The sequence below is a fragment of the Homoserinimonas sp. OAct 916 genome (assembly GCF_003260275.1).
Lineage (GTDB): Bacteria > Actinomycetota > Actinomycetes > Actinomycetales > Microbacteriaceae > OACT-916.
In genome coordinates, this window is sequence record NZ_QJHB01000007.1 from 222,982 (window position 1) to 247,717 (window position 24,736).

Here is a 24,736-nt window from a genome sequence, read left to right on the forward strand (position 1 = left end):
CATGGTCGCACAGTCAGTCGAGGCGGTCTGGGTATGGCGGTTCGGCATGAGCACGTTCAAGGCGACATACGGCCGCTTCGATCAGACCGCGGCTGGTGACTCATACACGAAGAACTTCTTGCAGGTCAGTGGCGAGTGCCGCGATCTGCTCTCCTCTGTCTTCCACATCGCTCAGGAAAAGGGAGCCAGACATGATCTGACTTATGTCTGGCCGGGCGGCGAGGTCCTGGGCCACGCGAATTGGTCAGTCGACCGGTACCATCTGAACTGGCCGATGGGAAGGGCTCCGCTCCCATGGAAGCTGACCCCGAACCCAGTGGAGACTGCCGTCGGCACAATCCCCGGGAACCCGAACCGCGGCTCACAGTCAGACGCCGATACAGAGTGGGCAGATCTCGATGCCCGCGCCCTCGAGCCATACCTAGTCGCGGTGAAGCTCCGGGGGGAGCAGAACCGCCTTCACGTCCGCGCATATTTGGACAAGCCCCCAACCGACGTGGAATGGGCAGCGCTCGATTCCTTGCCCGGGGGAATCCCATCTGCCGCGCGCAGCACGAATGGGAATAGGGGCTGCGCGTCGCTCGAGGTCAAGGGCGGAGTCACTGCGGCACCCGAGGTTGCGAAGCTGGTCGAACACCTCGAAGAAAACCCGAACGTTCTCCTTGTCGGACCACCAGGAACAGGCAAGACCGTTCTCCTCGATAAGCTCGTTGACTTCGTTGAGCACAGTGCGGGCGGCCTCCTGTTCGACCCAGATGAGCCGCACGGGGCATTCAGCGAAGCGGCGGGAGCTCTACCGGGGGAGACACGCACCGTCGTCCTTCACCCGGCGTACAGCTACGAGAACCTGGTCGTCGGCCTGTTGCCGGAGGAGGCCCCCCGGGGTGGCGTCGTGGTGAAAGCAGCACCGGGACCGCTCGTGAAGCTTGCCCAGTACGCCTCGACGCCAGGCCGGAGGGCGCTGCTCGTCCTCGACGAGTTCAATCGTGGCAACGCGGCCGCAGTACTTGGTGACACGATCGCCCTACTCGACAAGGACAAGAGAGGCACCGCGGTCGTCGATCTCCCGTACAGCAACGGGACTACTGTGCCGGCACGATTCACCCTGCCGAAGAACCTCTGGGTCGTCGCCGCCATGAATTCGTCAGACCGCTCCGTCGCACCGCTTGATGCGGCTCTCCGGCGTCGGTTCTCGATCATCGAGATGCCACCGAACTACGCGGTGCTGAGCCAACACCTCGACGCCGAAGAGGAACCCGACTTCGATGCGGATTTCATCGAGTGGACGCCTGCCACCGTAGCCGCCCTGGCGGTGGACCTGCTGCAGGCTGTCAATGCCCGCATCGATGCAGTGCTCGGTGCGGACTTTCGGCTCGGGCAGTCAAATTTCTGGGGTATCCGCGGTGACTCGGTCGAGGACGCGGCCGCTAGCCTGGTCTCCGCTTTCGACTACCGCATCGTGTCGACGTTGAAGCTCGCAATGCAGGACGACGATGGAGCCTTGGCCGCTGTGCTGCGTGCCGGCACGGCGGAGAGTCCGAAGGGCGGGGCAACGGCCGTCGCGTACTGGCAGAAGGGTGACACCGAGCTCGGCACCTATGCCTCGGCGCGACTGCACGTGAGGGAGCTGTCGAAGATCCCACAGCGGGACGCTATGACAGAGCTACGGCGACAAGCGGGACGCTGATGTCTGAACGTCTCCATATGCGGGAGTATGAGCAGGTCTCCGTCACCGCTTGGCGGATGCAAGACCTGCGCGATGGAGCTGCGCAGCTGCATCGTCAACTGCGGCCCACAATCCGTCAATTCCGTGGGGACGGCCAGGGTGCCTCACTTGGGAACGTCGTCGGCTCGTTCTCGCTGCCGAGCGGGGATGTTGTCGAGGTCGCGCCGAAGGTACGAGCAGAGGACTGGACAACCGCAGTTATCCATCTCCTGTCGGAGGATACGCGCCTCGCCGTGACTGGTTCGCAACATTCGCGACCCTCGGACCGCAAGAACGACCTGACGGCGGCTCTCGCGCTGGAGTATGCGCGGCGCCTTGAGCGGGCCCTGCGCAAGGACGGGCCGATGATGGTCTACGAGCGCAGGCATGAGGTCAGTCGCAGGTGGCGCGGGCGGCTTGATGTCACGACGTGGGCGCGTAAGAGTGTGGTCGATCCCACACTATTCCCGATGGGACACGACGAGCTCTCGGTTGTGAACGGCTTCACTCGTGGACTATCCGTCGTTGCCGGGCTACTCGGGAGGTCTGCGGCGGGAGGCGAGGTTGCCTCACGGCTACGCCGCCTCCAGAACGCGGTCATCCCCGGATCACCGGTACCGGCTTTCGTCAACCCCGCGGTGGCTCGTCTTCGCTTCCCCGCACAGTGGGCGTCGTATGAGCCGGCTTGGGACATCGCAGCCGCCATCCTCCGCAGCCAGTCCGTGGTTGGTGACCCCGGGCGTGCGACTGGGCTCGAGGTTGCTGTCGAGCCGTGGCGGCTACTTGAGACGCTCTTGGGACGCGGCCTCGCCGCCCTTGCAGCGACCAACGAATATATCCGCGTCGAACCAAAGGCCACGTACCCGCTGCTGGTCGACAGCATCGACATTTCGGCTGCCCGCGCCGATAACTTCCCGCGCCGGGTCGAGCCCGATGGTCTCCTGAAGCATGCGGACGGTCGGGTGCTGGCGACGTTCGAAGCCAAGTACTCGAACCAACCGAAAAGCGAACATGTATACCAGTCATTGGCAACGGCAGCTGCGCTTAGCGCGCCGATAGCAGTCTTGTTGTACCCGTGGAACGAGGCACCTCGGCGGTTCGACGTCACTGGGTTTCATGAGTGTCCGACGATCCTCGTATCCATAGGGGTCGACCTCTTCGGTTACCGTCGTGGCGAGAGCGACCGTGAACTCGCGGTGACGCTGCGCGACCTGATGGGTGCGCATTCCCACGCCTTGGCCTCGCGGTAGACCCGGCGGGACGGTGGAGTGGTTGATGTGTCGGGCACGGTTGACGCAACTCTCAAATCGGGCGAGTGTTGCAACGATCGCTAGAACCCAAGCCGCCCATGGGCAGTTCGTAATGGACATTGACAGCCGATCTCAGCGCCGCAACTTCGGACTAGCTAACCTTCCTGAGCTGCAAGTGTTGTCGGTATTCCACGGTGCCTAGGGTGGGCACATAGGACAGGTACCGGCTCAGGTTTTCGAACTTGGCGATGCCGGCGGCGGCCATGAGCGCTTTCATCGGTGTGCCCGCTCGAAGGTGGGTGACTAGCCACGTGGCCCGTAGCCGGTCACTTCTGGGCTTGAGATCCCCTGTCGTTGTTTCGACGAAGCCACTCAACAGATTCTTGGACTGCTTCCGAACCGGCCGGCCGAACACCGAATCATCGTCGCTGACGTCTTTCAGGCCAGCCTGGAGCCAGGATTCCCAGCTTGCTAACAAGGGGACCTCACGGCTGCCTACCCTGATCACAATTCCTTGGTCATCGATAAGGATGTGGCTCCGGTTCAGGGCTGCGATCTCGGTGGAACGCAACCCAGCGCCCGCGCAAAGGCTCAACATCAGAGCCCCTTTGCGCCGTTTCAACTCGGTGCCTTGACCGAGCGCCCAGGACTGAAGCGATTCGACCTCATCGGTTGAATACGGGGGTACCCCGGCGCGATCATTCAATGGGCGCATGGCGGCCGGCTGTTCGTCCGGCAGGAGGGCTTCCGCCATGCGCAGGAGCATAGTGCGGTAGTTGCGCAGCGCACTCGGGCGAAGTTTCCGCGGGTTGGTGCGAACGAAGTGCTCAATCACTTCTCGGGAGAACAGGACCTCTTGATCAAGAGGTAGGGCGGCGTCTCGCCATGCCCACAACGCGAATGCAGATACCGGGGTCAAGAGCAACCGTTCGGAATAGGCGGTATGTGGTGCGGCCACGGAGACGGCCTCGTGAACGAAGGCTCTTATCTGCTCCCAATGTGTCGCCTTCATCTGTGGCTGATATTTCTGCATGATTCGGATCCCCTTATGTCTGTAGTAATCGCCACCAGTGTTGCAGGGGCCTACGACATAGACCAGAGCTAACGCCTACTCCGCGCCACTCACCGCCGTACCAGTGGACGGGAATATCGACATTCGCCTCAGGCGATCAGGGCGTAAACAGACCAGATCTGCCTTTCTTTCGCATTCGGGGTGTGGGGTGCTGAAACCCGCCGCAGGGTATCGAGTGTCCCCGACAGAAAGGAGGGCCCGATGGCCCCCAACTCAAATTCCACTGCAGGTTTCGAAGTGTTCCTCTCGATAGAAGCTCTGGCCGAGGCGGTGAAAGTTCATGGAGAAACGATGGTGGCTTTGGCGACTTTGTACGCCACCAGGCCATTGCGCTCCATTCTTCGGCAAGACTTAATGGATGCCACAGAGCATCTCGATTTCTTGACTTTTCCGGTCTTAGACCTGGGTGAGAATAGCCTTTCAGGTGTCACGTCACGATTCTTGGGGAGCGCGACTGTCGGCATTCCGCTGGTCTACGGGAACGACGACGCCGGGCGCCACCTCGACGGGGTTGCTCAACTGCTCCATCTGGCCCAATCATGGGCACGCTCTCTTAGCCGCGACGTCGTAGCCGTTGCCGGGTGGCGAATCATGGAAGACGAGGACATGCGTGAAGACAGAATCAGAGTCTTCGAGACACTCTTCTTGTATGTCGACAATGCGCTAGCAGTCGCCGCCTCTTTGGGTGAGGTGACCCTTGGGCAGCGGGGGAGCTTGGAGAGCACCCCTGAACACAACGGTAGAAGTGTGGAAGCAGTCATCATGACGGCGTGCATCACTGGTATTTTCCGCATGATGGCTGACCAGGGCGAGGAAGCGTTGCGGGCCGCGTTGCAGACAGCGATTGTGGCGCTGCTTGAGAGTTGGGGGTACAAGCCGGCCAGGCGAAATCCCGTCAGTCTCAAACTCGTCTGATGCGGGTCGCTCGACCCGGCCAACTGGCGACCGGGTCGAGCGGCCTTTTGTCAGTAGCCGACACTGCGACTGGCAGCGATGCGTCACGGTGGCCACGTAGCCCAGTTGGCGTTTAGGCACAAAGGTAGGCTGAGCTGATGTCCCACGCTGCGACGACCACCGTGATTCACGGTGAGGCATTGGATGTAATCCGTGGGTACCCTGACGATTCATTCGACGCCGTGATTACTGATCCGCCCTATGGTGCGCGGCTGACGCGCAACGAGACGTACCGTGGGCAACCGCACTGGGACCACCAAGGGGTCAACTTTCAAGCTGAGTTTTGGGCAGAGGTTCGCAGAGTGACCAAACCAGGCGGCAACCTCGTAGCTTTTGGGCATCCGAGGACGCAGCACCGTCAGGCAGTTGCGGTCGAAGACGGCGGTTGGCGACTGGTCGATCAGATTGCTTGGGTACACGGGCAAGGAACGGTACCGCGTCTCCGATGGATGGATACGGAGCTTGTTCGCGTCGGGGTAGATCCCGCTGCGGCCGCTGAACATGCCGGGTGGAGCCACAGCGTCCGGCCCGCTCTTGAACTGATTCTCCTCGCCCGAAACTTAGGAGGCACGGAGACTCTGGTGGACGCTATCGCTTCTCGTGGCGGTAGCGGGGGTTTCAATCTGGATGCCGTACGCATTCCGGCCGGTAGGGAGAACCGTTCCAGGGTGCCAGGCCGAGTAGGTGCAACCGCGATGCTCGCAATCGACCGGCCTGAGGGAGCCGCCTCCGTACCGCACCCGGAGGGCCGCCTGCCAGGCAATGTTGTTCTCGAGCACGCCGAGTATTGCACAGATGATGGGTGCTCCGCGATGTGCATCGTTCTGGCGGTAGACGAGCAAGGGTGTGCGACCCGAGGTCGGGGTGAGGCTGCGTCGCGCTTCTATCCGATTCTGCATCACCCAAAGGCCGCGAGAGCGGAGCGTCCGATTGTTGACGGGGTCAGCCACCCAACGGTGAAACCACGAGGAGTCATGGACTGGCTGGTCGCCCTCGCCTGCCGACCCGGTGACACCGTGCCCGATATGTTCGCCGGCACCGGGACCACCCTTGAGGCGTGCAGGGCAGCAGGAGTGCATTCGGTCGGCATCGAGCGCGAAGCAAACTATATCCCGCTGATCCATGAACGGCTGAAGAGCTAACCCAACCCCACCATAATTTCCTGCTCACAATGCACTGTAACTGTTCCGAGGCATCCGCGCCGTCCACATCAAAGCCAGTCGCTCCGCGCTCGGCATCAGCGACAAACTCCAATCTGGTCGTTAGCTTGATCGCCGGCGCCCCCGCGCCGGAGAACCGATCGGTTCTCCGGCGTTCTCTCGCGTGTCAGTTGTTGGGTGACCAACGACCCGTTTGAATCAACCAATTGTTGTAGGAGACCAAATGGATCTCTTGCGCTTTCCGCTGGTCGAACGACTGGTGCCAGAGTTGCACCCTCGCTTGGACGTACTCGAGATACTCCACCGCGTTCGTGGTCCACCGGTAGTGGTAACTGAGGTCACCGTCCGCAGCTGACGGCTCCAAGTCAATCCACACGATCGTACCGGCTCCATTGCCAATCGCATCGAAGAGGGACTGGCGCAAGTGTCTCCAACCCTTCGGGATTCGCTGTTCGACCCGTCTGACAGATGCATAGGCGTGCGCCATAATTTGACTCCACGCTTCATTGTCACTCTCCGAATCGAGGCGAACGAGCAATTCCCGAAGTTCGGGAAGCCAGGAGAGGATGTCGTCCGCAGCGTCTCGACGAAGTGAACGCTGGTCACTTCTCCGTCGACGGAGGCTATCCGCCCAGGCAGCAATGACGCCGCCCATCGCGCTCCCGCCAAGCCTGGTCACCGTGTCTGTCATAACCGTCCTCTGGTTGCCGAATAGTGTGTGTACATCGAAGCAGAAGCCACCGACATTTTCACGCGGCTCGACCGCATTGGAAATGCGCTTCGGAAGAGTGACGGGTTCGGTGTCAGGGCATGAGGGGAGGCACTATCCCGGGGAAGAAACGTCATTACCTCTGTCTAGCAGCGGTGGACGAGTGACGCGGAGTTCAGGCCGTGGAAGTTTAGTGAACAGGTTTCGCGGACCGGCTACTCGCCTGCGGTGCCAGATGGTTGAGGAGGAGATCGTGGTGACCGGTCGATGTCGCTGGAATCGGTCGAGTTGTCCCGGCGTGCTATCACGCTCGAATGACGGGCCGCGTAATCATTGTCTTTCCCCTGGCCAAGCGAGGGGGATTACCAGACGACGCCCCATTCATTCTGGGCCACCTGCAGGACCAGGCCATCGTCGTCGATGACGTCGACTGGCCGTCCGTAATCCGGCAGGTACCCGTTACCGCAGCACAACCAGCTGGCGATTTCGGGTGCGGTCCAGCCGAAGGTCCTGCCGAGTTCAATCAGCGGAGCAATGACGGATTTCACGTGCCCATTCACCAGGTTGAACTGAAACCTTGGGTACACAAACTCGTCCAGGCGAGCAAAGCTGAGTATCTTCCCCTGCTTGCGCAAGTTTGCCGCGAACTCTCCTGGGTCTCCCTCCACCCGCAGCAGTTCGGCCAGGCCGGCCGCGTCGAGCATTCCGAACTCGTGCTCGATTTCGCGGAAGTTGTTTTCCGTCGCCTGCAGCGAGGAGGCCATCTCCGGAGACACTACCCCGGGGAGCGCGATCATTGCGTCTCGAAGCATCGCGGCGTTGGGTTCTCTGACTTCGAGAGGTGAGTCGGTCGCCTCGCCTGACTGCGAGTCGACGGTCTCTTCGGTGTGGCTGTCGTGGTTGCCGTTCATGAGGTGTCTCCGGTCGTGTTCGTCGTCATTCGGGCGAGTAGTTCGTCGGTGAGTCGCTGAATCTTGGCGACCACTGTGGTCTCGTAGTGCGCGCCGGGTAGGACGGTGGACTCGGCATCGTCACCGGGGAGCCGGTGGCGCAGTTGGAGGACTTCGACTTTCCATCGTTGTCCCACGGTGGGGGCTGCGGTGGGGCGGACGGTCATCGGTTGGCCGTTCGCATGGGGGCCGTTGCCGGGGGTGGCGTAGCGGGTCACGGTAACGATGGGCGCCCCGTTCTCGGGGTTTCGAACGATGGCGACGAGGACCAGGGTTCTTGCCGTTGTGGGCAGGAGCCAGATGCCGCATTTGTGGGGGCGAATAGCCTGAACCGTCTCGGAGTGGACAGCACGATTCATGGTGTCGCACAGTCGGGGCTGCTGTCTTGCTCCTGTGGCGCTGGGGCGATGCGTTCGATGCTTTGAATCTCGCTACTGGAATGCCAGTAGTGCTCCATGGGATCTGCCCATCCGTCGTTGTCCATCGTCCAGAAGCCCCCTTCGCCGACTCTGCATGTTCGGATACTGAGTAGCGGGCGTTCCCGATCGTTAAAGGTTGTGGAAGCGCCTTTGCCAGGTATGCGTGTGGCTGACCAGCGGTCGAAGTCGAGAATGTGGCTACTCCCGAGAGTGGTGACCCGCCAGCACCCTGCTTCACGCCCGGTAAGTTCGGTCACCGTTGTGTCGGTGCGCCCGAAGAATTGGAGCTTGAGTGTTCGAACGTCGAGGATGGCCTGACTGATTGCTTCCGGGGAGCCGTTCATGGCGAGCAGAACGATCCGGGCTTCAGCCGGGTCGCCGAAAGCTCCGTAATCGAAGTGCTCGTCGACGTTCTGATGGTAGTGACGGCCGAGATAGAGCTTCGGGCGAACCGGCATCAAACCCGCATCTGAATACTGGCGCCCCGTTTCCGGCACAAAGCGGTCGGTTTCGGCAGGTTGCGAATCCAATGCTGGCAACGGTTTCGGGGCGTCATCCCGAATGAGGACATCAACATGCTCGCGGCCGCGAACCTTTAGGTTCTGGTCGGTGATGGATTCTTGTGGCCGCGACGAGAGCCCTTTGTTGGCGTTTCCGAAGTCGCCGGAGTTCGCCCTGTCCAGGGCCGCAAAGGTCAGGCCAGCCGGCAGTCCTGTGCGGTAGCCGTGCGGGACGTGGGCGATGTTTGGGCGAACCCAGCGCAGCCCGTCGTCACCGAATGGGAACTTGTGCAGGCTGGACAAATTCTCCGGGTTCCCGCAGACCCAATACAAGCTTTGTCCGCGTGCGGAGAGTCTTTGATTGAGCTTGTCGAGGTCCCTGTGGCCGGGCCACATGAACCCGGAATCGCCGAGGACCAGGAGTGTGCTCACGCCGCGTGCCCACAGTGTCTTTGAGACGATGAAGATGTGTTTGAGGTCGCCTGGGGTGTCGCCGAGCAGCCCGATGCGTTTGGCGGTTGAGAGTGACCGGGTTTGGTTTTTCTCTGGGCGCATGCAGCTCTCCGTTCGTCGCGGTGGTCAGGGGGTCTGACTGACGTTACCGACCGGATGACCGGGAATGGGCCTCGCTGCGGTTCTATGTCGATAGGTCGGTGTCGGTGCGTTTTTTGGCCTCCAGGGCGATGAGTGCTGCCAGCGGGACGACGCGTTCCCTGGGCAGCGTTCCTTCTTTAAGCTTCTTGAGCTCTCGTTTGAACCATCTGGCGAGCGCCCACTCCTCCGGGTCGTCCGGGTTCAAGCGGGGCAACTGACGCGTGTTCTGCACATGCCGGATACACGCTTCCAACTTGTCGGCCCAATTTCTCTCCGACGGTTCCCACGCGAATGCCGGCGAGATGTCCAGCCGGATTCGCCGGAACTCGGTCAAGTCTTCTTTGAGCGGCTTCTGATACCGCGCCCAGTTCGCCAACCGGCGTTCCTCCGTTGGCACTCCCTTCTTGCTGCTGGTGCGCTCGCGCGGGCGTCGACCGTGTGTACGCCAGAACAACTCGTACAGGAATAGTTGAGCTGCCCATTGCGCCGCCAGTTGGAACTTCCTACCCGGTTGGCGTTCTCCGTTGAGGCTGACGAGTAGACCGGCATCAACGTAGACGGTCGCATAGAGGTCGTCGGCAGTTGCCTTCTCCCACATGGATAGAGCGCGGAAATGCAAATCTCTCGGGCCTGTGTCGGCTCGCATGATGGTCCCTTCCGGGAACGCATCGGTTGCGACCCCGGATCATCTATGCGCGGTGCGGAAAAAGGGCTGCATGTGGGTTCACAAAGTCTTTGTCAAAAGGTCGGTTGTGGGCGGGTGGCGGATTGTCTAACGTTGCTTTTCAGCCGGAACTAATACGCGGTGGGGCATCCCCGCAACCAGACCGTCCGCTAGAAAGCGATCAACCACTGAAGCGAACTTTCGAGCCGAATCCGGCGAATTGAATGAGTCGACTACAGCCTCGTAAAGAAGTTAAGGAGCAGCACGGTCATGGCGAAAGCAACCGGCGAGAGCCCCAAACGCCAATACTGTGAAAAGCAGGGGCTCGATCAAGTCGAGCGAGGAACTACTCTGGAGCCACAGCACTCCCAGACAAAGGGCTGGGCCCGATACCGCTACCGCATCTACCCCAACGCGCTCCAACAGGAAATGCTCGCACGCCTATTCGAGTGTGTTCGGCTGGTATTCAACGACTTCTTGGCCGCAAACGACGCGCATGTCAAAGTCGGACCACGCCGCCAGTATCGGAACAACTTCGCTCTCAGCCCGAGCCTCATCGCTCAGGCAAAGAACAGACCAGAACGGGCTTGCTTAAAGGAGGTACCCGCGGCCCCTTTGCAGCAAGCACTGGCGGACGGACACCAGGCGTACCGGAACGCGTTCGACTCCGCTACCGGAAAGCGGAAGGGCGAGAAGATCCACTTCCCGAAGTTCAAATCACGGAAGGACAACCGGCAGACCGCACGCTTCACTCGGAACACCTGCTTCGCCGTCCGCCCAATTTCATCCAACCGGGCCATGTTGCGTTTGCCGAGAATGGGGGACATCGACGTTGTGTACACCCGCGACTTGCCCTCAGAACCCACCTCAGTAACGATCATCCGGGAAGCCGACGGCCGTTATCACGCCTCGTTCGTCGTCACCCGGGAAACCACTTCGCTCCCACCACTTGACCGGGTCGCCGGGTTGGACCTTGGCCTCATTCATCTGGCCACAATTGTGTACTCAGATGGAACCCGAGAGAAAATCCCGGCACCGCAGCACTTCCGAAAGAGGGAACGGAAACTCGCAAGAGTTCAACGGCTGGCGGCACGGCAAAAGGAGCGTGCCAAGCGTGCGAAAGTAAGGGAGGCGGCCGCTGTCAAAGAGGGCCGCGCCACGGCTACGGAGCCGACTCCCACGGGGCATCGATCCAACGCTCACGAGCGCGCACGAAGGAAGGTCGCCTCTGCACACCGGAAGGTGCGGGACGCCCGTTCGGACTTTCACCACAAACTGGCCGACCGGATAGTCCACGAGAACCAAGTGATCTGCCTAGAAACGTTGAACATCACCGGCCTGGCCCGAACACGGCTGGCCAAATCCATTCACGACGCCGGCTGGGGAGCCCTGATCCGGCTTATTGAAGAGAAAGCGGCCCGATACGGGCGCACGGTCATCCGTATTGACCGGGCAACCCCGACCAGTCAAACCTGCTCGGTCTGCGGCATCAACGGGGGGAAGAAATCACTTAATGTGCGTGCTTGGGGATGTAGCGCATGCGGCGCCTGGTTGGACCGAGATTACAACGCCGCAGTAAACATCATTGTCGCCGCAGGACATGCGGAGATGCTAAACGCGGGCGGAGAGGACATCAGACTTCGACTTTCTGAAGCAACCCCTCAACGAAACCCGAAGCAAAGAATCTCCGTCCCTTAGGGCGGGGAGGACGTCAAATGCACGGTATGACCAATAGCTCCAGTACCCGAGGCCGTCGTTGTCTGTTTCACCCTTTGGATGGAGGAATGAGCGGCGGCATGATCATGGACTCACAAATGGAAGGAAGCGAGCTCCGACGCTGAAGGCACCCGAGCGTGGTGCAGGGGTTCGGACGCGATTCTTTCGTGACTTGGGCGAACGGTTCACCGTCGCTGTGGCCGACAACATCGCTTCGGCCAGTGGCTATCCGTGGAGCTTGAGACCACCATCCATCCAACCTTGGGGCTTGACGCCCGATTTATGTTGCTACCAATTTGCCTGGCAGACCCTCGCAAAGCAGTGATCCTGAAGAAACGTCGTGGATTTCAGATCTACGGGATCGGTTTCGATTCGGCCGATTTCAGTGATGCTGAGCGGGGGCTTGTTCGTGTTCATTACACTCGGCTCTACGGCCGATCTTGAAAGTGGATGAAAGATCGCTGTTTTGATTTTCTAATATTGGCCATTGAGTGAAGAGGTTTCGTGGCAGAAATGAAGGACTCGTCGACAAAGCGGCTAGTACCAGCGGTGATCCGGGCCGCCGCTATTCTCGAAACTTTGCGGACTTCGTCTACCGCGCTAACCTCAGCAGCGATTGCTGAAAGTACGGGCCTGCCGCGCACGACGGTTCATGAGCTTGTGCACACACTTTTGCACCTTTCGTACGTGGTGAGTGAGCCCGAGGGGTCGCTCACTTATCAGCTTGGACCCGCGTTGCTCACTTTAGGATACAGATACCAGAAAGGCCTGGATCTTGCGAGGGAGGGCCACGAAGTGGCTACCAGTATCGCGACGGAAAGCGGTGACACCGTCCAGATCGCCACGCTTCACGGCACCGAAGTGCTGTATGTAGCGAAGGTTGACTCGGCGAGTCACGTCAGGCTGGTTTCAGATGTTGGAGGACGCCTTCCTGCTCACCTCACCGCAGTCGGAAAGGCGCTACTTTCGAGCCTCACCGGTGATGACCTGCGCGCGCGCTTTCCGGAAGGGGTGCGACTAGCGGCGCTTACCCCCAACAGTATTACTGAACGTGATGTCCTTTTCAGAGATTTGGAGAAAGTTCGCCAGGCTGGCGTAGCGTTTGAGTTTCGGGAATCCAACCCAGACGTGGGGTGCGTTGCAGCTCCGGTGCGAGACCGGGCAGGGAATGTAGTTGCAGCCTTGAGCATCGCGGCGCTGATGACGCGGTTTGGGCCCGAAGAGACCGCTCAACGCACTAATCTCGCGAAACAAGGTGCCGCTGAACTTTCGCATCGACTTGGTTGGCCAGGTGAGGGCAGCGAGTTTACGCTGCGTTCAAAGTGACACTTATAGGACCTTAAAGTCGTTGCTCGCGAACCTCCATGCGTTAGCTGTTCGTTCCAATCGGCTTCGTGGGCGCGCTCGCTTTCTGACTGGCTTCCGCAGCCTGCGTAAGGGCCGGGGTCTTTTGCTGTTCCTCCGGGGTGCTCCTGCTAGCGAGACTTGAGCGGGCGTGGGCCGCCTAACGTAGGTGTCATACCCGGTCCCAGACAGGCTCTTCCGGAATGGGGCGCGGTCGAGTTCATTCACAAGAAACTGATGCACAGTGCCGCGGTTGGAGAGCTCATGTCGAACCAACTTCGCGTTGTGAGCGAGAGCCCAATTTGCTCAGAGTAATTACATATTACAACGGCAGCAGGGTGCGGACTGTGCCTTCGACGCCACCCGCTGCGGAAGGTGCGGGTAGCGGACGAGCTGACGAACTGATGAACACCCCGGGTCAGCCAGAAAGCAACGAAGTGGCGCCTCGCGACGGAAGACGGTGCCCAACACTCGTTAGTTGCCAGTTCTCAATGTCCGGGTGGATTCTAAGGAGCGAGAGCGTTATTAGCGCAGGGGAACAGGATCATCCTGGCAAGAGGTGAGCGTGGTTAGACAATCTCTGAATGGCGATTCGCTCGTCGCATGCTTTTTCACGCGCCGAGACTCTCCAACCCGCGGGAAGGAGAGGTCAAGTCCCGGGTAGTGGTGTAGCGCGGTGTCCTTCGACGTGATGGGTTAGGCGCTGAGTTCGAGAGCTTGCTCGTCGGTCACCTCGTTCCCGGTGGTGGGGACGAGGGTGAGTCGGGACTTGGAGAGGATGTCGAGGCCGAGGTAGCGCCGTCCTTCGGCCCATTCGTCGGTCTGCTCGGCCAGGACGGCCCCGACGAGGCGGATGATCGCGTCGCGGTTGGGGAAGATGCCGACGGAATCGGTGCGGCGGCGAATTTCACGGTTGAGTCGCTCGTTCGGATTATTCGACCAGATCTGCTGCCAGAGCCCGTCCGGGAACTGGGTGAACGCGAGGATATCGGCCCGGGCAGTGTCGAGGTGCTCGTGCGCGTCGGGAAGTTTGCCGTCGACGTAGTCCAGGAGCCGGTCGAATTGGGCGTGGACACTGTCAGCGTCGGGTTGGTCATAGACGGAGTGCAGCATCGCTTTGACCGCCGGCCACATACTTTTCGGGGTCACCGACATCAGGTTGGCGGCGTAGTGGGTGCGGCAGCGTTGCCAGGACGCCCCGGGCAGGTTCGCGGGAATCGCCTCCACCAGCCCCCGGTGGGCATCGGAGGTGACCCGGCGCACCCCGGTGAGACCGCGGGCGACGAGATCGGCGAAGAAGCTGTTCCAAGCAGCCCCGGTCTCGCTGGTGGCGACGCGCAGGCCGAGGACCTCGCGGCGCCCGTCCGCGTTGACACCGGTCGCGATCAGGACCACGGCGCCGATCACCCGGCCGCCTTCGCGGACCTTCATGGTGAGGGCATCGGCGGCGACGAACGTGAACGGGCCCGCGTCATCGAGGGGCCGGTGGCGGAACTGGTCGACATGCTCGTTAAGGTCCGCGGCCATCCGGGACACCTGGGACTTCGACAACGAGTGGATCCCGAGGGTCTTGACCAGTTTGTCCATCCGTCGGGTCGAAACGCCGGCGAGGTAGCAGTCCGCGACCACCGTGATCAGCGCTTACTCGGCGCGCTTGCGCCGCTCCATGAGCCAGTCGGGGAAATAGGTGCCCTGTCGTAGTTTCGGGATCGCGACATCGATCGTCCCGATCCGGGTGTCGAGGTCGCGGTGCCGGTAACCGTTGCGCTGGGTGAGACGGTCGGGACTGGGCTGGCCCCACTCAGCACCGACAACAGCATCAGCGTCGGCGGAGAGGAGGGCATTGATCATGGTCTGCAGCAGACTGCGCATCAAATCCGGCGACGCGTCAGTGAGAGCTTCCGCGAGCAGGCTGGCAGGGTCGACAATATGTGGAGCGGTCATCGTGTGTGATGCCTTTCGAGGATTCGGTAGAAGGTTGACTCGAAGGAACACCACGGTGACCGCGTCCAGGCCTAAGACGAGGAGCCGGTCACCGGGCTACACCACTTTATGGGGCACTACTGAAGGAGATGACAATTCAGGGTTACGAGGCGTGCAGCCGGTAACCAACTAACGGGTAGAAAGGACTGCTTGGTCTCTTCTGAGATGCCGAGCGCTCCCTTCGATCGGCCTGGCGCAACTTAACCCCTCGAACTGCTCCGAATCCGGGGACGAAGATTGTGCGTGCATTTGGCTGCCGAACGGGCCGCTGCACCCTGCTACTTGACACTGCGCAATCAGCCAACATAAGATATTCGTAATCTCGTACAGGGTTCGAGATATCGAACAAAGGTGACTTAATGCAGCAGGTGAGAGAGTTCTTGTCCGGTCTGGGTCTCCCACGAGGGGATGAGCTTAAGGTGCCCTCAAGCGAAAAGCGCTTCCCGGATGGCGCGCAGTATCGCGTCGAGATTCCGAGCGTGGAGGGCCCGCGGGTAATGGCGCACGTATTAGATGAAGCGGGCATTCGTGGAGTTCCTATTCACCGAATTTCGCAGGGAAGCGGAGGCATGCTTCTTACGGATGACGAGATTCTCGACATGGGGGAGCAGTCCAGCGCGAAGCGTGTCGAGCTCTCCCTCTTTGCTCGGCCGACAGCGGGTTGGGGGCTCGGCGCAGGCGCTCAGTTTCCTGCCACTTCCACTGCATCTCAGGTTCGAGGAGCAGATCAGCTCGTACACAACATCGAAGATATCCGTCGTATGTGTAGTCTTGGCATCCGAAATGCGCTAGTAACCGATATCGGTGTGGTCGACGTGGTCTCGCAACTGCGACATTCCGGTGAACTCCCCCCGGACCTTCGGCTCAAAGCCAGCGTGCAGATGGGGCTCTCCAATCCAGCCTCAATTCGTGTCGGTGAGCGACTCGGCATCGATAGTTACAATGTGACGCCTGACCTCACTCTTTCGCAGCTCGCCGCGATCCGTGAGGCTATCGACATTCCCATCGACATGTACATCGAGTCGCCAGATAACCTGGGCGGCTTCGTTCGTCACTATGAAATTGCGGAAATAGTACGAGTTGCAGCGCCTGTGTACGTGAAGTTTGGCCTTCGCAACTCGCCTGACATTTACCCGAGCGGTGGACACCTTGAGTCCACGGCTATCGCTCTGGGTCTTGAGCGTGTTCGACGGGCAGAAATTGGTCTTGCGATTCTCAACCGTTATATGCCGAGTGCGCAGATGTCACAGCTCGGTGCCTCAGACTTAGCAGTCGCGATTCCGGTCAACGAGGTTCAGCCGTGAACACTGTCGACAATCGCATCGCCTCTGGTGAGATCAAACTACCGAGGCCCCCGGCGCCTGCTGCAAACTATGTCGGTGCGGTAGAACAAGGTGGATTCCTTGACGTCTCAGGACAGATTCACACTGACAATGGGGAGCTAAAAAAGGGGAAGGTGGGCGCGGACGTAACTCTCGAGGAGGCTATCGGAATGGCCAGAATCGCGTCCGAGAACGCGCTTGCGGTTGCCCACTCTGTCAGAGGAAGCCTTGATGGATTGCGAGTACATCGTCTTCGAGTGTATGTCGTGGGGGCAGAAGGGTTCCACGAGCAACACCTCGTCGGAAACGGCGCAAGTGACTATCTGATTGAAGTATTCCGGGAATTAGGAACGCACAGCCGCACATCTGTTGGCGTCGCGGCGCTACCCTTCGGGGCCGCCGTAGAGGTCGAACTAACGTTCCAAGTCGCCTCATGAAGAAACGGTGAAGAAATGTAGCGCTGTTAGAGCGGGGTGTCGCTCACTTGGTCGTACAAGGAAGTACAAAACGCTACAAAACCAAGCAACCCAGAACAACACAAAATATCGCAAACACTACAAATGAAGGAGTAGATGATGAAACCAATGAAGACCACTCGTCTATACAACCTCGATCTCGCGCCGGCAAAGAAGAGGACATGGAAGGCATTCGACATCACCACAATGTGGATGTCTGTGGTGCATAACCTCGGAATGTACTCGATTGCCGCAGGCTTCTACGTTCTAGGGATGTCGCCTATCGCGATATTCCTCGCGTACATCACTGCATTTCTGATCATGTTCGTGGTTTCAAACATTATGGGCATTATGGGCCAACGCACTGGCGTCCCGTTCCCAGTCGTCGCACGCCTTAGCTTTGGGATTTACGGTGCGAACATTCCCGCGCTTCTTCGGGGTCTTGTCGCGGTATTTTGGTACGGAATACAGACTTTTCTCGCGGCAAATGCACTCATTGCTGTTCTCAAGTCGCTCTACCCTGTCGTAGGCGAATGGCAGGCAAACGGTGGCACCTTCCTGGGTTACTCGTACGTGGGATGGGTGGCGTTCCTCTTCGTTTGGGCGCTGCAGCTCATGATCGTAACCAAGGGTATGGAACGGGTTCGCAAATTCCAAAACCTCTCGGGCCCGATCATCTGGGGCGTCATGCTAGTGCTCGCGCTTGTCCTACTGTTTCAGGCGGACGGTCCGATCGATCTGACCAAGACCATTGGTGGTCCTGACATCACCTCGAACGCATTCGCACTTTTCGGTGTTGCGGTGTTCTCAATTATCGCTTCGCAAGTTGCGGTCACCGCGAACATTGCCGACTTCTGCCGGTTCTCACCCTCAGAGCGCTCCGTGCGCTGGGGCAACTTCTGGGGCCTCCCAATCAACGGCGCGCTTTTCGGCATCGTGGCAGTTGTGTGCACCGCGGCAGCAGAAGTAGTTTACGGAGAGACTTTTAGTGATCCAGTTGAACTCATCGTGCACCAAGGCAATCAAGTGTTCGTGCTCATTGCAGCGCTTCTATTCTTGGGAGCAACTATGGCCACTAATATCGCTGCGAACATAGTTTCACCTGCATATGACTTCGCCCACCTGTTCCCCAAAAAGATCAATTTTGCCCGGGGCGCTTTGATTGCTTCGGTACTTGCGCTACTCACACAGCCCTGGAACATTTTCTCGTCACCGATCATTATTGTGTACTTCCTTGGCGCGATGGGAGCGTTCACTGGCCCGATGATGGGCATCATCATCTGGGACTACTATCGAATTCGCCGCGGATTGGTAAATATGAAGGAGCTCTACTCTGAGAACCCAGGCGGCGCTTATTACTACACAAAGGGTTTCAATATGCGTGCCATAGTGGCACTCGTGCTCGCGTCGATCGTTGCAGCGGTCATCGCGCTCGTGCCTACGTTCTCGCTACTTTCGGCGTACTCGTGGCCTATCGGTTTCACCCTCGGGATTGCGCTATATGCAGCGGTGGCAGCCAGCTACTCGGTTCCTCAAGTGCCGGAAGGTGACGAGCGTGCTGAGGTCCTTGATGCTGAGTATCCTGCGGTCGAACTTGAGCCTGTGAATTGAGGGGTGAACCAATGAGTGCAAGACGCAAAATCATAGTCGCAGCAGCCCAGATGGGACCTGTGCAGCGCAACCATACTCGTAAGCAAACCATTGATCGTATGGTTGTCCTATTGAACCAGGCAGCGGATAGGGGGGCTGATATCGCGGTCTATCCGGAGGCAATACTCACCCCATTCTTCCCTCACTGGCACATCGAGGATGAGCAAGAGCTTCTTGGCTACTTTGAAGACTCGATGCCGAATGGAGGTGTGCAACCACTCTTTGACGCAGCTAAAGATCGTGGCGTGGGTTTTTCTCTCGGTTACGCAGAGCTCACGGAAGACGGCCGTCGATTTAATACGCAGATCATGGTGTCTGGGGAAGGTGAGATTATCGGGAAGTATCGAAAGATCCACCTTCCCGGATACTCGGATCCGCGACCACACGAGCCTGTACAGAACCTCGAGAAGCTGTACTTTGAGGTGGGCGATTTGGGGTTCCCGGTATGGGAAGCTTTCGGCGGGCGAGTGGGAATGTCGATTTGCAACGATCGCAGGTGGCCCGAATCCTACCGTGTGATGGGGCTGCAAGGCGTCGAGCTTATTCTTATTGGCTATAACACCTTGATGCATGTTCCAGCCATGGCCGAAGTTGATCATCTGCAGTCATTCCACAACCTGCTTTCAATGCAATCAAACGCTTACTTCAACGGCACTTGGGTCGTCGCCGCCGGTCGCGCGGGCGTGGAAGAGGGGATTAGTCAGCTCGGGCAGAGCGCCATCATCGCGCCCTCGGGTGAAGTGGTGGCGCAAGCTTATACCGATGGAGATGAGGTAATCACGGCAGAAGTGGACTTTGATGCCTGCAATATCTTCAAGAAATACATGTTCAACATGCGCGAGCACCGCCGTCCGGAGCACTACGGCTTAATTTCAGCCCCAGTCAGCGAGACTTGGGATGCCGGAGAACTTTTGGACACGCAACCGGTGTCAGGACGATAGAAGAGGGTGCATCGATGTCAAAAGTAATACTAAAAGGCGGGACAATCTGGACCGCAGATAGTGTCTATGTCGCGGATATATTTATCCAGGATGGCATCATCAAGACGATCGGCCAGGACATTCAATATCAGGCCGACGAAGTCATCGATCTTGCCGGCAAGATCGTAATGCCCGGTGGCGTAGATGTGCATACCCACCTTGATGCTCCCGTCGGTGAAACAACCACGATTGACGACTTCGCGTCTGGAACTGTGGCTGCAGCTTGCGGAGGGACTACGACAATTGTCGACTTCGCGACTCAGCAGAAGAATCAGGGCCTCGTGGAGACCGTCGAAATGTGGCACGAGAAGGCCGCGGACAAAGCAGTTATTGACTACGGATTCCATATCTCAGTGACAGACCTTTACGAGGGGTCAATGACCGACCTGGGGAAAGTTGTTGATAGTGGGGTGACGAGCTTCAAGATATTCATGGACTATCCAGACACATTGATGCTAGACGACGGCGAAATTTTTCGCGTGCTCCAAGCAGGCGGTCGATACGGTGCGAAGGTATGTGTGCACGCTTCGAACGGAAAAGTGATTGACCGAATCGCTGAAGATCTTGTCTATCAGGGCAAGACTGGACCCGAAGGACACCTGCTATCTCGCCCACCAGCGACTGAAGTCGAAGCCGTAAACCGCGCGATTGCAATCTCGCGCATGGCAGACGCTCCACTCTATTTTGTACATCTCTCTACCGAGGGCGCGGCATACGCACTTGCCGAGGCAAAAGACCACGAATGGCCCGTTGACGGTGAGACTTGTACCCACTACCTCACTCTGGACAAAGAGCTCTACTTCAAACCTGACTTCGAGGGCGCGAAGGCCGTGCTAACTCCGCCGCTAGCTGGGGAGAAGGATCGGGATGCGCTCTGGAAAGGGCTCCGCACAGGGTCGCTTAGCATTGTGAGTTCGGATCATTGCCCGTTCTGTTTCGAACAGAAAAAGATCGGCATTGATGACTTTCGTCGAATCCCTAACGGTGGATCCGGCATCGAGCATCGAATCCAACTCATGTACGCCGACGGTGTCGTTGCAGGTCGACTAACTCCGCAACAATTTGTCGATATCGTATCAACGGCGCCCGCAAAGGCCTTCGGTATGTATCCCCAGAAAGGGCAGATAGCTATCGGCTCAGATGCCGATATCACTGTAATCGATCCTGATGGCGTAACGAAGATTTCAGCCGAGACCCACAACATGCGCACTGACTACAGCCTTTGGGAAGGCTGGGAACGAGCCGGAAGAATCGTCCGCGTGTTTTCACGCGGAGAAGAAATCGTTCGAGATGGTGTGTACGTTGGCGCTGCTGGCCGCGGCTCTTACCTCAAAAGAAGGACTATCTAGCATGAGAATAATGGTTGTGAACCCAAACACTTCTGTCGAAATGTCGGCGGCAATTGCTGTGGAATGCAGGCGCTACGCACGTGAAACAACTGATATCGACGTGGTGAACCCTGAGCGGGGCCCGCGATCCATTGAGTCCTACACCGAAGACGCGCTCGCATCTTCGGCCACTATCGAACTCGTCGAAAAGCACAAGGACGAATACGATGCTTTTGTCGTAGCTTGCTTTGATGACCCCGCGATTCGGGCTCTTCGCGAAATAGTGGATGTGCCGGTGCTCGGCATTGCCGAGTCTGCCGCGCATCTTGCGTCACTGGTCGCATCGAACTTCTCAGTAATCACAGTCATGCGGCGTTCAAAGATTCGCATTCAGGAGTCCATTGAACGCGCAGGGCTTAAAGACCGCTGCGTTTCTATCCGCGCGGTAGAACTTCCCGTGCTCGAGATCGAATCTGACCTCGAGGCGACCATCCGCGCAATCGAAAAGGAGGCGAGGCTCGCGATGGTGGAAGATGACGCAGAGGCAATTCTCCTGGGCTGTGCTGGCCTGGGGCCCCTCGACAAGCGCCTTCAGGATGCTCTCGGTATTCCTGTCTTAGACGGCTGTGCATCTGCGATCAAACTTGCCGAGGCGTTGCACGACTACGGCGTAACAACGAGTAAGTACATTGCCTACGGAACGCCACCCCAAAAGGAATACGTTAATTGGCCACAATTTGATGCGGCGTATGGAAACGTTTAGCGCCCACGCTCGGAGCATCCTAGGCGCTCAGAGCCCGACCGCCTCAGCGCGTGTGGTCGGGGTTCCTCCGGGGGCTCGTTGCAATGTAGCGGACGGAGACACGGATTTCCCTCAGCTAACGATGAAACGATCAGCGATCGAGCACAATATTCTCGTGATGGCAGAGTACTGCGCTGCTCACGCGGTGCAGCTCAGCCCACACGGCAAAACCACGATGATGCCTTGGCTCTTCGATCAGCAAATCCGCGCGGGGGCATGGGGCATCACGGCGGCCACAACAGATCAGTGCAGAAACTACCGCGCATTCGGGATCAATCGAATTCTGCTCGCCAACATGCTCGTCGATGCGCGAGCAATTGAATGGGTCGCCCAAGAACTCCGCGACGATTCCAGCTTAGAGTTCATTTGTTACGTGGACAGCATTCAGGCTGTCGTCATTATGGAGCAGGTTCTCGAGGCTATCGGCTTCGAGTCGCGTATCGATGTCGTAGTTGAGCACGGTTACGCCGGAGGAAGGACCGGCACAAGGAGTTTAGGTGACGCTGTGGCGTTAGCCGAACGTGTCTCACAGTCAACGCATCTCCGACTGCGCGGAATCAGTGGATTTGAAGGATTCTTCAGAGTCACCAGGAGCCCGGATGACGAACTGGAGTGTCGGAACTACCTACGTGAGCTAAAGGTACTCGCTGACACGATCCACGAGAAGGGGATCGTGGACGGCGAAATGATCGTGACCGCGGGTGGAAGCACATACTTCGACCTTGTGCTCGAGCACCTTTCGCCTGTTCAATTTCAGTATCCGGTGACCGTCATCCTCCGGAGCGGTTGCTACGTAAGCCACGATTCGGTCATGTACGAAGAGCTTTCACCTCTCGCCGCTCGAGGGGAAGGGACGCATGATTTCGGTCGACTCCAGCCGGCGCTCGAACTGTGGGCCACGGTGTGGTCGGTGCCAGAGCCAGGACTAGCGATTGTGGGGTTCGGTCGACGCGATGCCCCTTGGGATCACAGCTTTCCGCGTCCGCTTCGCATCTACGATAATGAAAATGGTAAAGATCGCGAAGCCGGAGATGAGTTCAAGGTAACGGGACTCCACGATCAGCACGCCTTCCTTCGATTCAACGCTGGACAATCGCTGGCAGTAGGCGATCGCATAGTCTTTGGGGTCAGTCATCCCTGTGGAGCATTCGACAAATGGCGCTGGATTCCCGTGGTGGACGATGACTACACCGTCGAGTGCTTTGCCGGTACATTCTTCTAAAACCTCAACAGGTTCACACTCCTGAGTTCGGCAATTCGAACCCATTCTCCTGCTAGGTACTTTCCCGAAAGTGGTCCGGCACCCGGCCACTTCTTGATTCCATCTGTTTCCCAAGCGAAAAGAGCACCCCATGACTGACACCACCACCGTCCCCGCCACGGATCTCGCCGATATCGACAAGATCGCCCAGCAGGCAGCGGCCGCAGCAGACCAGTGGGCCGCCCTCGAACCGAAGAAGCGGGCTACTGCGCTGGTCGCCGTCGCCGACGCCCTTGAGGCGGCCGGTTCAGAACTGGTTGCCATCGGCATGGAGGAGACCGGGCTCAGCCAGTCACGTCTCACCGGCGAGCTCAAGCGCACTGCCGTGCAGCTGCGGTTATTTGCCGACACGGTGGTCAGCGGCGGCTACCTCGACGTGCGCATCGACGAGGCCGACACTGCCTTCGCCCTTGGTGTGCGGCCCGACCTTCGCCGCTACCGCATTCCGGTGGGCCCGGTCCTGAACTTCGCGGCGAGCAACTTTCCGTTCGCGTTCTCTGTCGCCGGCGGCGACAGCGCGGCAGCGTTGGCCGCTGGCTGCCCGGTGGTCGTGAAAGCACACTCGGGGCATCCCCGACTCTCGGTGGCCACCGCCGACGTCGTGAGCACGGCGTTGGAATCCCAGGGCGCACCGGCCGGAACCTTTCAGTTGATCGTCGGGCAGAAGGCTGGCGTCGAAATGCTGAACCACCCGCTGATCGCTGCCGGAAGCTTCACCGGGTCGATCTATGTCGGGCGCCTGCTCGCCGACATCGCCGCCGCCCGTCCCACACCGATCCCGTTCTACGGTGAGCTCGGCAGTGTCAACCCGGTGTTCGTCACCGCGGGTGCGCTCGCCGAGAACGCAGAGGCAATCGCCGACGGCTACCTCACGAGTGTGGCCGGTTCGGCAGGCCAGCTGTGCACCAAGCCCGGCTTCCTGTTCGTTCCGGCCGGGTACACCTTGGGCGAAATGCTTGCCGAGAAGGCGGCCGTCGTCGAAGAGCACCGCCTGCTGAATCCTGGGATAGCTCGCGGCTACGCTGAACGCCGGGATGCGATCCTCGCGGCATCCGGGGTCACTGCCGTTGCCGAGGGCAAGCTGCGCATCGACGAGGACGGCCAGGGCTGGGCCACCCCGACCATCGTCAGCGTTGGCATCGACGACCTGGTCGCCGGGCGTGAGGCGCTCGCCGATGAGGCGTTCGGGCCGCTGTCGGTCATGGTCGAATACGACGAGGACTCCGACCTCGTCGCCGCGGCGGATGCCGTCTTCGAGGGAAACCTCACGGGCACGGTGCACGTCGCCGACGGTGAGGACTCGCCCAGGCTGCGCACCCTGATCCAGTGGCTCAGCGAGCACACCGGGCGGGTGCTGTTCGGCGGCTGGCCGACCGGTGTGGCCGTGACGCCCGCGATGACCCACGGCGGGCCGTGGCCGGCGACGACCAACGACTCGAGCACCTCGGTGGGTACCTCGGCGATCACCCGGTTCACCCGGCCGGTCACCTACCAGAGTGCTCCCCAGGCGCTGTTGCCCGAGCCGCTACGCGACGACAACCCCTGGGATGTGCCGCAGGAGCGCACACCGGCCGGCGAGTCGACCAGCTGGGGTTTAGCCGCGGAACAGTAGGCAATCGAGCCCGTTTTCTCTGTCGTCTATGCGACAGCGAAATTATCCATGGCGCTCGTTGGGCCAGTCGCACGATAGGCGGCGGTTGTCGCAAGCGGAGCGAGGCGTTTCTGAATATTGGCTTCCAAGGGAGCCACGTGTGGTGCGGGTCAGCGCCACCTCCCCGAACCGCGGATCGTGTCGTTCAGAGCCACGATTGGCGTGGTTGAGAGCCACCTGAAAAGCTCCTTCCACCATGTGATGGCCACGTGGTGGAAGGAGTACGGGTAATGGTACGGAAGATCAAGGCGAAACTTGTCTTGCAGC

At 59.4% G+C, this 24,736-nt stretch carries 20 protein-coding genes and 1 pseudogene; 14 read left to right on the plus strand and 7 right to left on the minus strand.

The genetic code is table 11. The features are described from left to right. The first annotated feature begins 1 nt into the window (after position 1). Together DL891_RS10175 and DL891_RS10180 are read left to right on the plus strand one after the other, a co-directional pair. Positions 2-1,687, plus strand: a complete 1,686-nt coding sequence (locus DL891_RS10175) for an McrB family protein (protein ID WP_111720310.1) — start codon at positions 2-4, stop codon at positions 1,685-1,687. Then, entirely contained in the window at positions 1,687-2,955 is a 1,269-nt protein-coding gene (locus DL891_RS10180; protein ID WP_111720311.1) for a hypothetical protein, read from the plus strand. The genes DL891_RS10175 and DL891_RS10180 overlap by 1 nt, the downstream gene beginning before the upstream one ends. A 151-nt stretch (positions 2,956-3,106) precedes the next feature. Here the strand turns inward: DL891_RS10180 and DL891_RS10185 are convergent, their stop codons facing one another. Continuing rightward, positions 3,107-3,988, minus strand: coding sequence for a tyrosine-type recombinase/integrase (locus DL891_RS10185; protein WP_111720312.1), 882 nt, complete (start codon positions 3,986-3,988; stop codon positions 3,107-3,109). Positions 3,989-4,228: 240 nt separating this feature from the next. On the opposite strand from DL891_RS10185, the gene DL891_RS10190 reads away from it, so the two are divergent. Next, the gene (locus DL891_RS10190; protein WP_111720313.1) at positions 4,229-4,942 is read left to right on the plus strand and encodes a hypothetical protein; all 714 of its coding nucleotides are present in this window, start codon (positions 4,229-4,231) and stop codon (positions 4,940-4,942) included. A gap of 137 nt (positions 4,943-5,079) precedes the next feature. Next, a complete protein-coding gene (locus DL891_RS10195; RefSeq protein ID WP_111720314.1) occupies positions 5,080-6,123 on the plus strand; it encodes a site-specific DNA-methyltransferase in 1,044 nt (347 codons plus the stop codon). A 184-nt stretch (positions 6,124-6,307) separates the two neighbouring features. Here the strand turns inward: DL891_RS10195 and DL891_RS17110 are convergent, their stop codons facing one another. The 5 genes from DL891_RS17110 to DL891_RS10220 all read right to left on the minus strand — a co-directional run bounded on the left by DL891_RS17110 (position 6,308) and on the right by DL891_RS10220 (position 9,911). Then, positions 6,308-6,517, minus strand: a complete 210-nt coding sequence (locus tag DL891_RS17110; RefSeq protein ID WP_157962470.1) for a hypothetical protein — start codon at positions 6,515-6,517, stop codon at positions 6,308-6,310. A gap of 695 nt (positions 6,518-7,212) precedes the next feature. Next, positions 7,213-7,614, minus strand: a complete 402-nt coding sequence (locus tag DL891_RS10205; protein ID WP_232819107.1) for a hypothetical protein — start codon at positions 7,612-7,614, stop codon at positions 7,213-7,215. Between the two features lie 143 nt (positions 7,615-7,757). After that, positions 7,758-8,159: a hypothetical protein gene (locus DL891_RS10210; RefSeq protein WP_111720317.1), complete on the minus strand. Its 402-nt coding sequence runs from the start codon at positions 8,157-8,159 to the stop codon at positions 7,758-7,760. Beyond that, positions 8,156-9,115: a hypothetical protein gene (locus DL891_RS10215; protein WP_157962471.1), complete on the minus strand. Its 960-nt coding sequence runs from the start codon at positions 9,113-9,115 to the stop codon at positions 8,156-8,158. The genes DL891_RS10210 and DL891_RS10215 overlap by 4 nt, the downstream gene beginning before the upstream one ends. 241 nt (positions 9,116-9,356) lie before the next feature. Beyond that, on the minus strand, positions 9,357-9,911 hold the full coding sequence (locus tag DL891_RS10220) for a hypothetical protein (protein WP_111720319.1): 555 nt from the start codon (positions 9,909-9,911) through the stop codon (positions 9,357-9,359). 336 nt (positions 9,912-10,247) lie between these two features. Between DL891_RS10220 and DL891_RS10225 the strand changes: the two genes are divergently transcribed. Both DL891_RS10225 and DL891_RS10230 read left to right on the plus strand, forming a co-directional pair. After that, positions 10,248-11,675 carry an RNA-guided endonuclease TnpB family protein gene (locus DL891_RS10225; RefSeq protein ID WP_198668844.1) on the plus strand — a complete coding sequence of 476 codons (1,428 nt, stop codon included), beginning with the start codon at positions 10,248-10,250 and terminating at the stop codon, positions 11,673-11,675. A 531-nt stretch (positions 11,676-12,206) separates the two neighbouring features. Further along, positions 12,207-13,019, plus strand: coding sequence for an IclR family transcriptional regulator (locus DL891_RS10230; protein ID WP_111720320.1), 813 nt, complete (start codon positions 12,207-12,209; stop codon positions 13,017-13,019). Positions 13,020-13,733: 714 nt separating this feature from the next. Here the strand turns inward: DL891_RS10230 and DL891_RS10235 are convergent. Continuing rightward, positions 13,734-14,981 (minus strand): annotated as a pseudogene (locus DL891_RS10235) (IS256 family transposase). A 398-nt stretch (positions 14,982-15,379) separates the two neighbouring features. Here DL891_RS10235 and DL891_RS10240 point away from each other — a divergent pair. From DL891_RS10240 to DL891_RS10275, 8 genes are all read left to right on the plus strand, one after another. Then, complete coding sequence (locus DL891_RS10240; RefSeq protein WP_111720321.1) at positions 15,380-16,324, plus strand: U32 family peptidase; 945 nt, start codon at positions 15,380-15,382, stop codon at positions 16,322-16,324. Further along, positions 16,321-16,779, plus strand: a complete 459-nt coding sequence (locus DL891_RS10245) for a RidA family protein (RefSeq protein ID WP_198668846.1) — start codon at positions 16,321-16,323, stop codon at positions 16,777-16,779. The genes DL891_RS10240 and DL891_RS10245 overlap by 4 nt, the downstream gene beginning before the upstream one ends. A 135-nt stretch (positions 16,780-16,914) precedes the next feature. After that, the gene (locus DL891_RS10250) at positions 16,915-18,408 is read left to right on the plus strand and encodes an NCS1 family nucleobase:cation symporter-1 (RefSeq protein ID WP_111720322.1); all 1,494 of its coding nucleotides are present in this window, start codon (positions 16,915-16,917) and stop codon (positions 18,406-18,408) included. An 11-nt stretch (positions 18,409-18,419) separates the two neighbouring features. Next, on the plus strand, positions 18,420-19,388 hold the full coding sequence (locus tag DL891_RS10255) for an N-carbamoyl-D-amino-acid hydrolase (RefSeq protein WP_111720323.1): 969 nt from the start codon (positions 18,420-18,422) through the stop codon (positions 19,386-19,388). Positions 19,389-19,402: 14 nt separating this feature from the next. Next, positions 19,403-20,776: a dihydropyrimidinase gene (gene hydA / locus DL891_RS10260; protein ID WP_111720324.1), complete on the plus strand. Its 1,374-nt coding sequence runs from the start codon at positions 19,403-19,405 to the stop codon at positions 20,774-20,776. Between the two features lie 10 nt (positions 20,777-20,786). Then, positions 20,787-21,518, plus strand: coding sequence for an aspartate/glutamate racemase family protein (locus DL891_RS10265; RefSeq protein ID WP_157962472.1), 732 nt, complete (start codon positions 20,787-20,789; stop codon positions 21,516-21,518). 121 nt (positions 21,519-21,639) lie between these two features. Beyond that, positions 21,640-22,779 carry an alanine racemase gene (locus DL891_RS10270; protein WP_157962473.1) on the plus strand — a complete coding sequence of 380 codons (1,140 nt, stop codon included), beginning with the start codon at positions 21,640-21,642 and terminating at the stop codon, positions 22,777-22,779. A gap of 130 nt (positions 22,780-22,909) precedes the next feature. Next, positions 22,910-24,430 (plus strand): aldehyde dehydrogenase (NADP(+)), encoded by a 1,521-nt coding sequence (locus tag DL891_RS10275; protein ID WP_111720327.1) that lies wholly within the window; start codon positions 22,910-22,912, stop codon positions 24,428-24,430. Positions 24,431-24,736 lie beyond the last annotated feature (306 nt).

Coding starts and splice junctions, on each gene's coding strand:
- hydA (WP_111720324.1), top strand. CDS start 19,403: ATGTCAAAAGTAATACTAAAAGGCGGGACAATCTGGACCGCAGATAGT.
- DL891_RS10240 (WP_111720321.1), top strand. CDS start 15,380: ATGCAGCAGGTGAGAGAGTTCTTGTCCGGTCTGGGTCTCCCACGAGGG.
- DL891_RS10265 (WP_157962472.1), top strand. CDS start 20,787: ATGGTTGTGAACCCAAACACTTCTGTCGAAATGTCGGCGGCAATTGCT.
- DL891_RS10250 (WP_111720322.1), top strand. CDS start 16,915: ATGATGAAACCAATGAAGACCACTCGTCTATACAACCTCGATCTCGCG.
- DL891_RS10215 (WP_157962471.1), bottom strand. CDS start 9,115: ATGTGGCCCGGCCACAGGGACCTCGACAAGCTCAATCAAAGACTCTCC.
- DL891_RS10230 (WP_111720320.1), top strand. CDS start 12,207: ATGAAGGACTCGTCGACAAAGCGGCTAGTACCAGCGGTGATCCGGGCC.
- DL891_RS10180 (WP_111720311.1), top strand. CDS start 1,687: ATGTCTGAACGTCTCCATATGCGGGAGTATGAGCAGGTCTCCGTCACC.
- DL891_RS10255 (WP_111720323.1), top strand. CDS start 18,420: ATGAGTGCAAGACGCAAAATCATAGTCGCAGCAGCCCAGATGGGACCT.
- DL891_RS10185 (WP_111720312.1), bottom strand. CDS start 3,988: ATGCAGAAATATCAGCCACAGATGAAGGCGACACATTGGGAGCAGATA.
- DL891_RS10270 (WP_157962473.1), top strand. CDS start 21,640: ATGAAACGATCAGCGATCGAGCACAATATTCTCGTGATGGCAGAGTAC.
- DL891_RS10195 (WP_111720314.1), top strand. CDS start 5,080: ATGTCCCACGCTGCGACGACCACCGTGATTCACGGTGAGGCATTGGAT.
- DL891_RS10190 (WP_111720313.1), top strand. CDS start 4,229: ATGGCCCCCAACTCAAATTCCACTGCAGGTTTCGAAGTGTTCCTCTCG.
- DL891_RS10175 (WP_111720310.1), top strand. CDS start 2: ATGGTCGCACAGTCAGTCGAGGCGGTCTGGGTATGGCGGTTCGGCATG.
- DL891_RS10210 (WP_111720317.1), bottom strand. CDS start 8,159: ATGAATCGTGCTGTCCACTCCGAGACGGTTCAGGCTATTCGCCCCCAC.
- DL891_RS10205 (WP_232819107.1), bottom strand. CDS start 7,614: ATGGCCTCCTCGCTGCAGGCGACGGAAAACAACTTCCGCGAAATCGAG.
- DL891_RS10220 (WP_111720319.1), bottom strand. CDS start 9,911: ATGTGGGAGAAGGCAACTGCCGACGACCTCTATGCGACCGTCTACGTT.
- DL891_RS10275 (WP_111720327.1), top strand. CDS start 22,910: ATGACTGACACCACCACCGTCCCCGCCACGGATCTCGCCGATATCGAC.
- DL891_RS10225 (WP_198668844.1), top strand. CDS start 10,248: ATGGCGAAAGCAACCGGCGAGAGCCCCAAACGCCAATACTGTGAAAAG.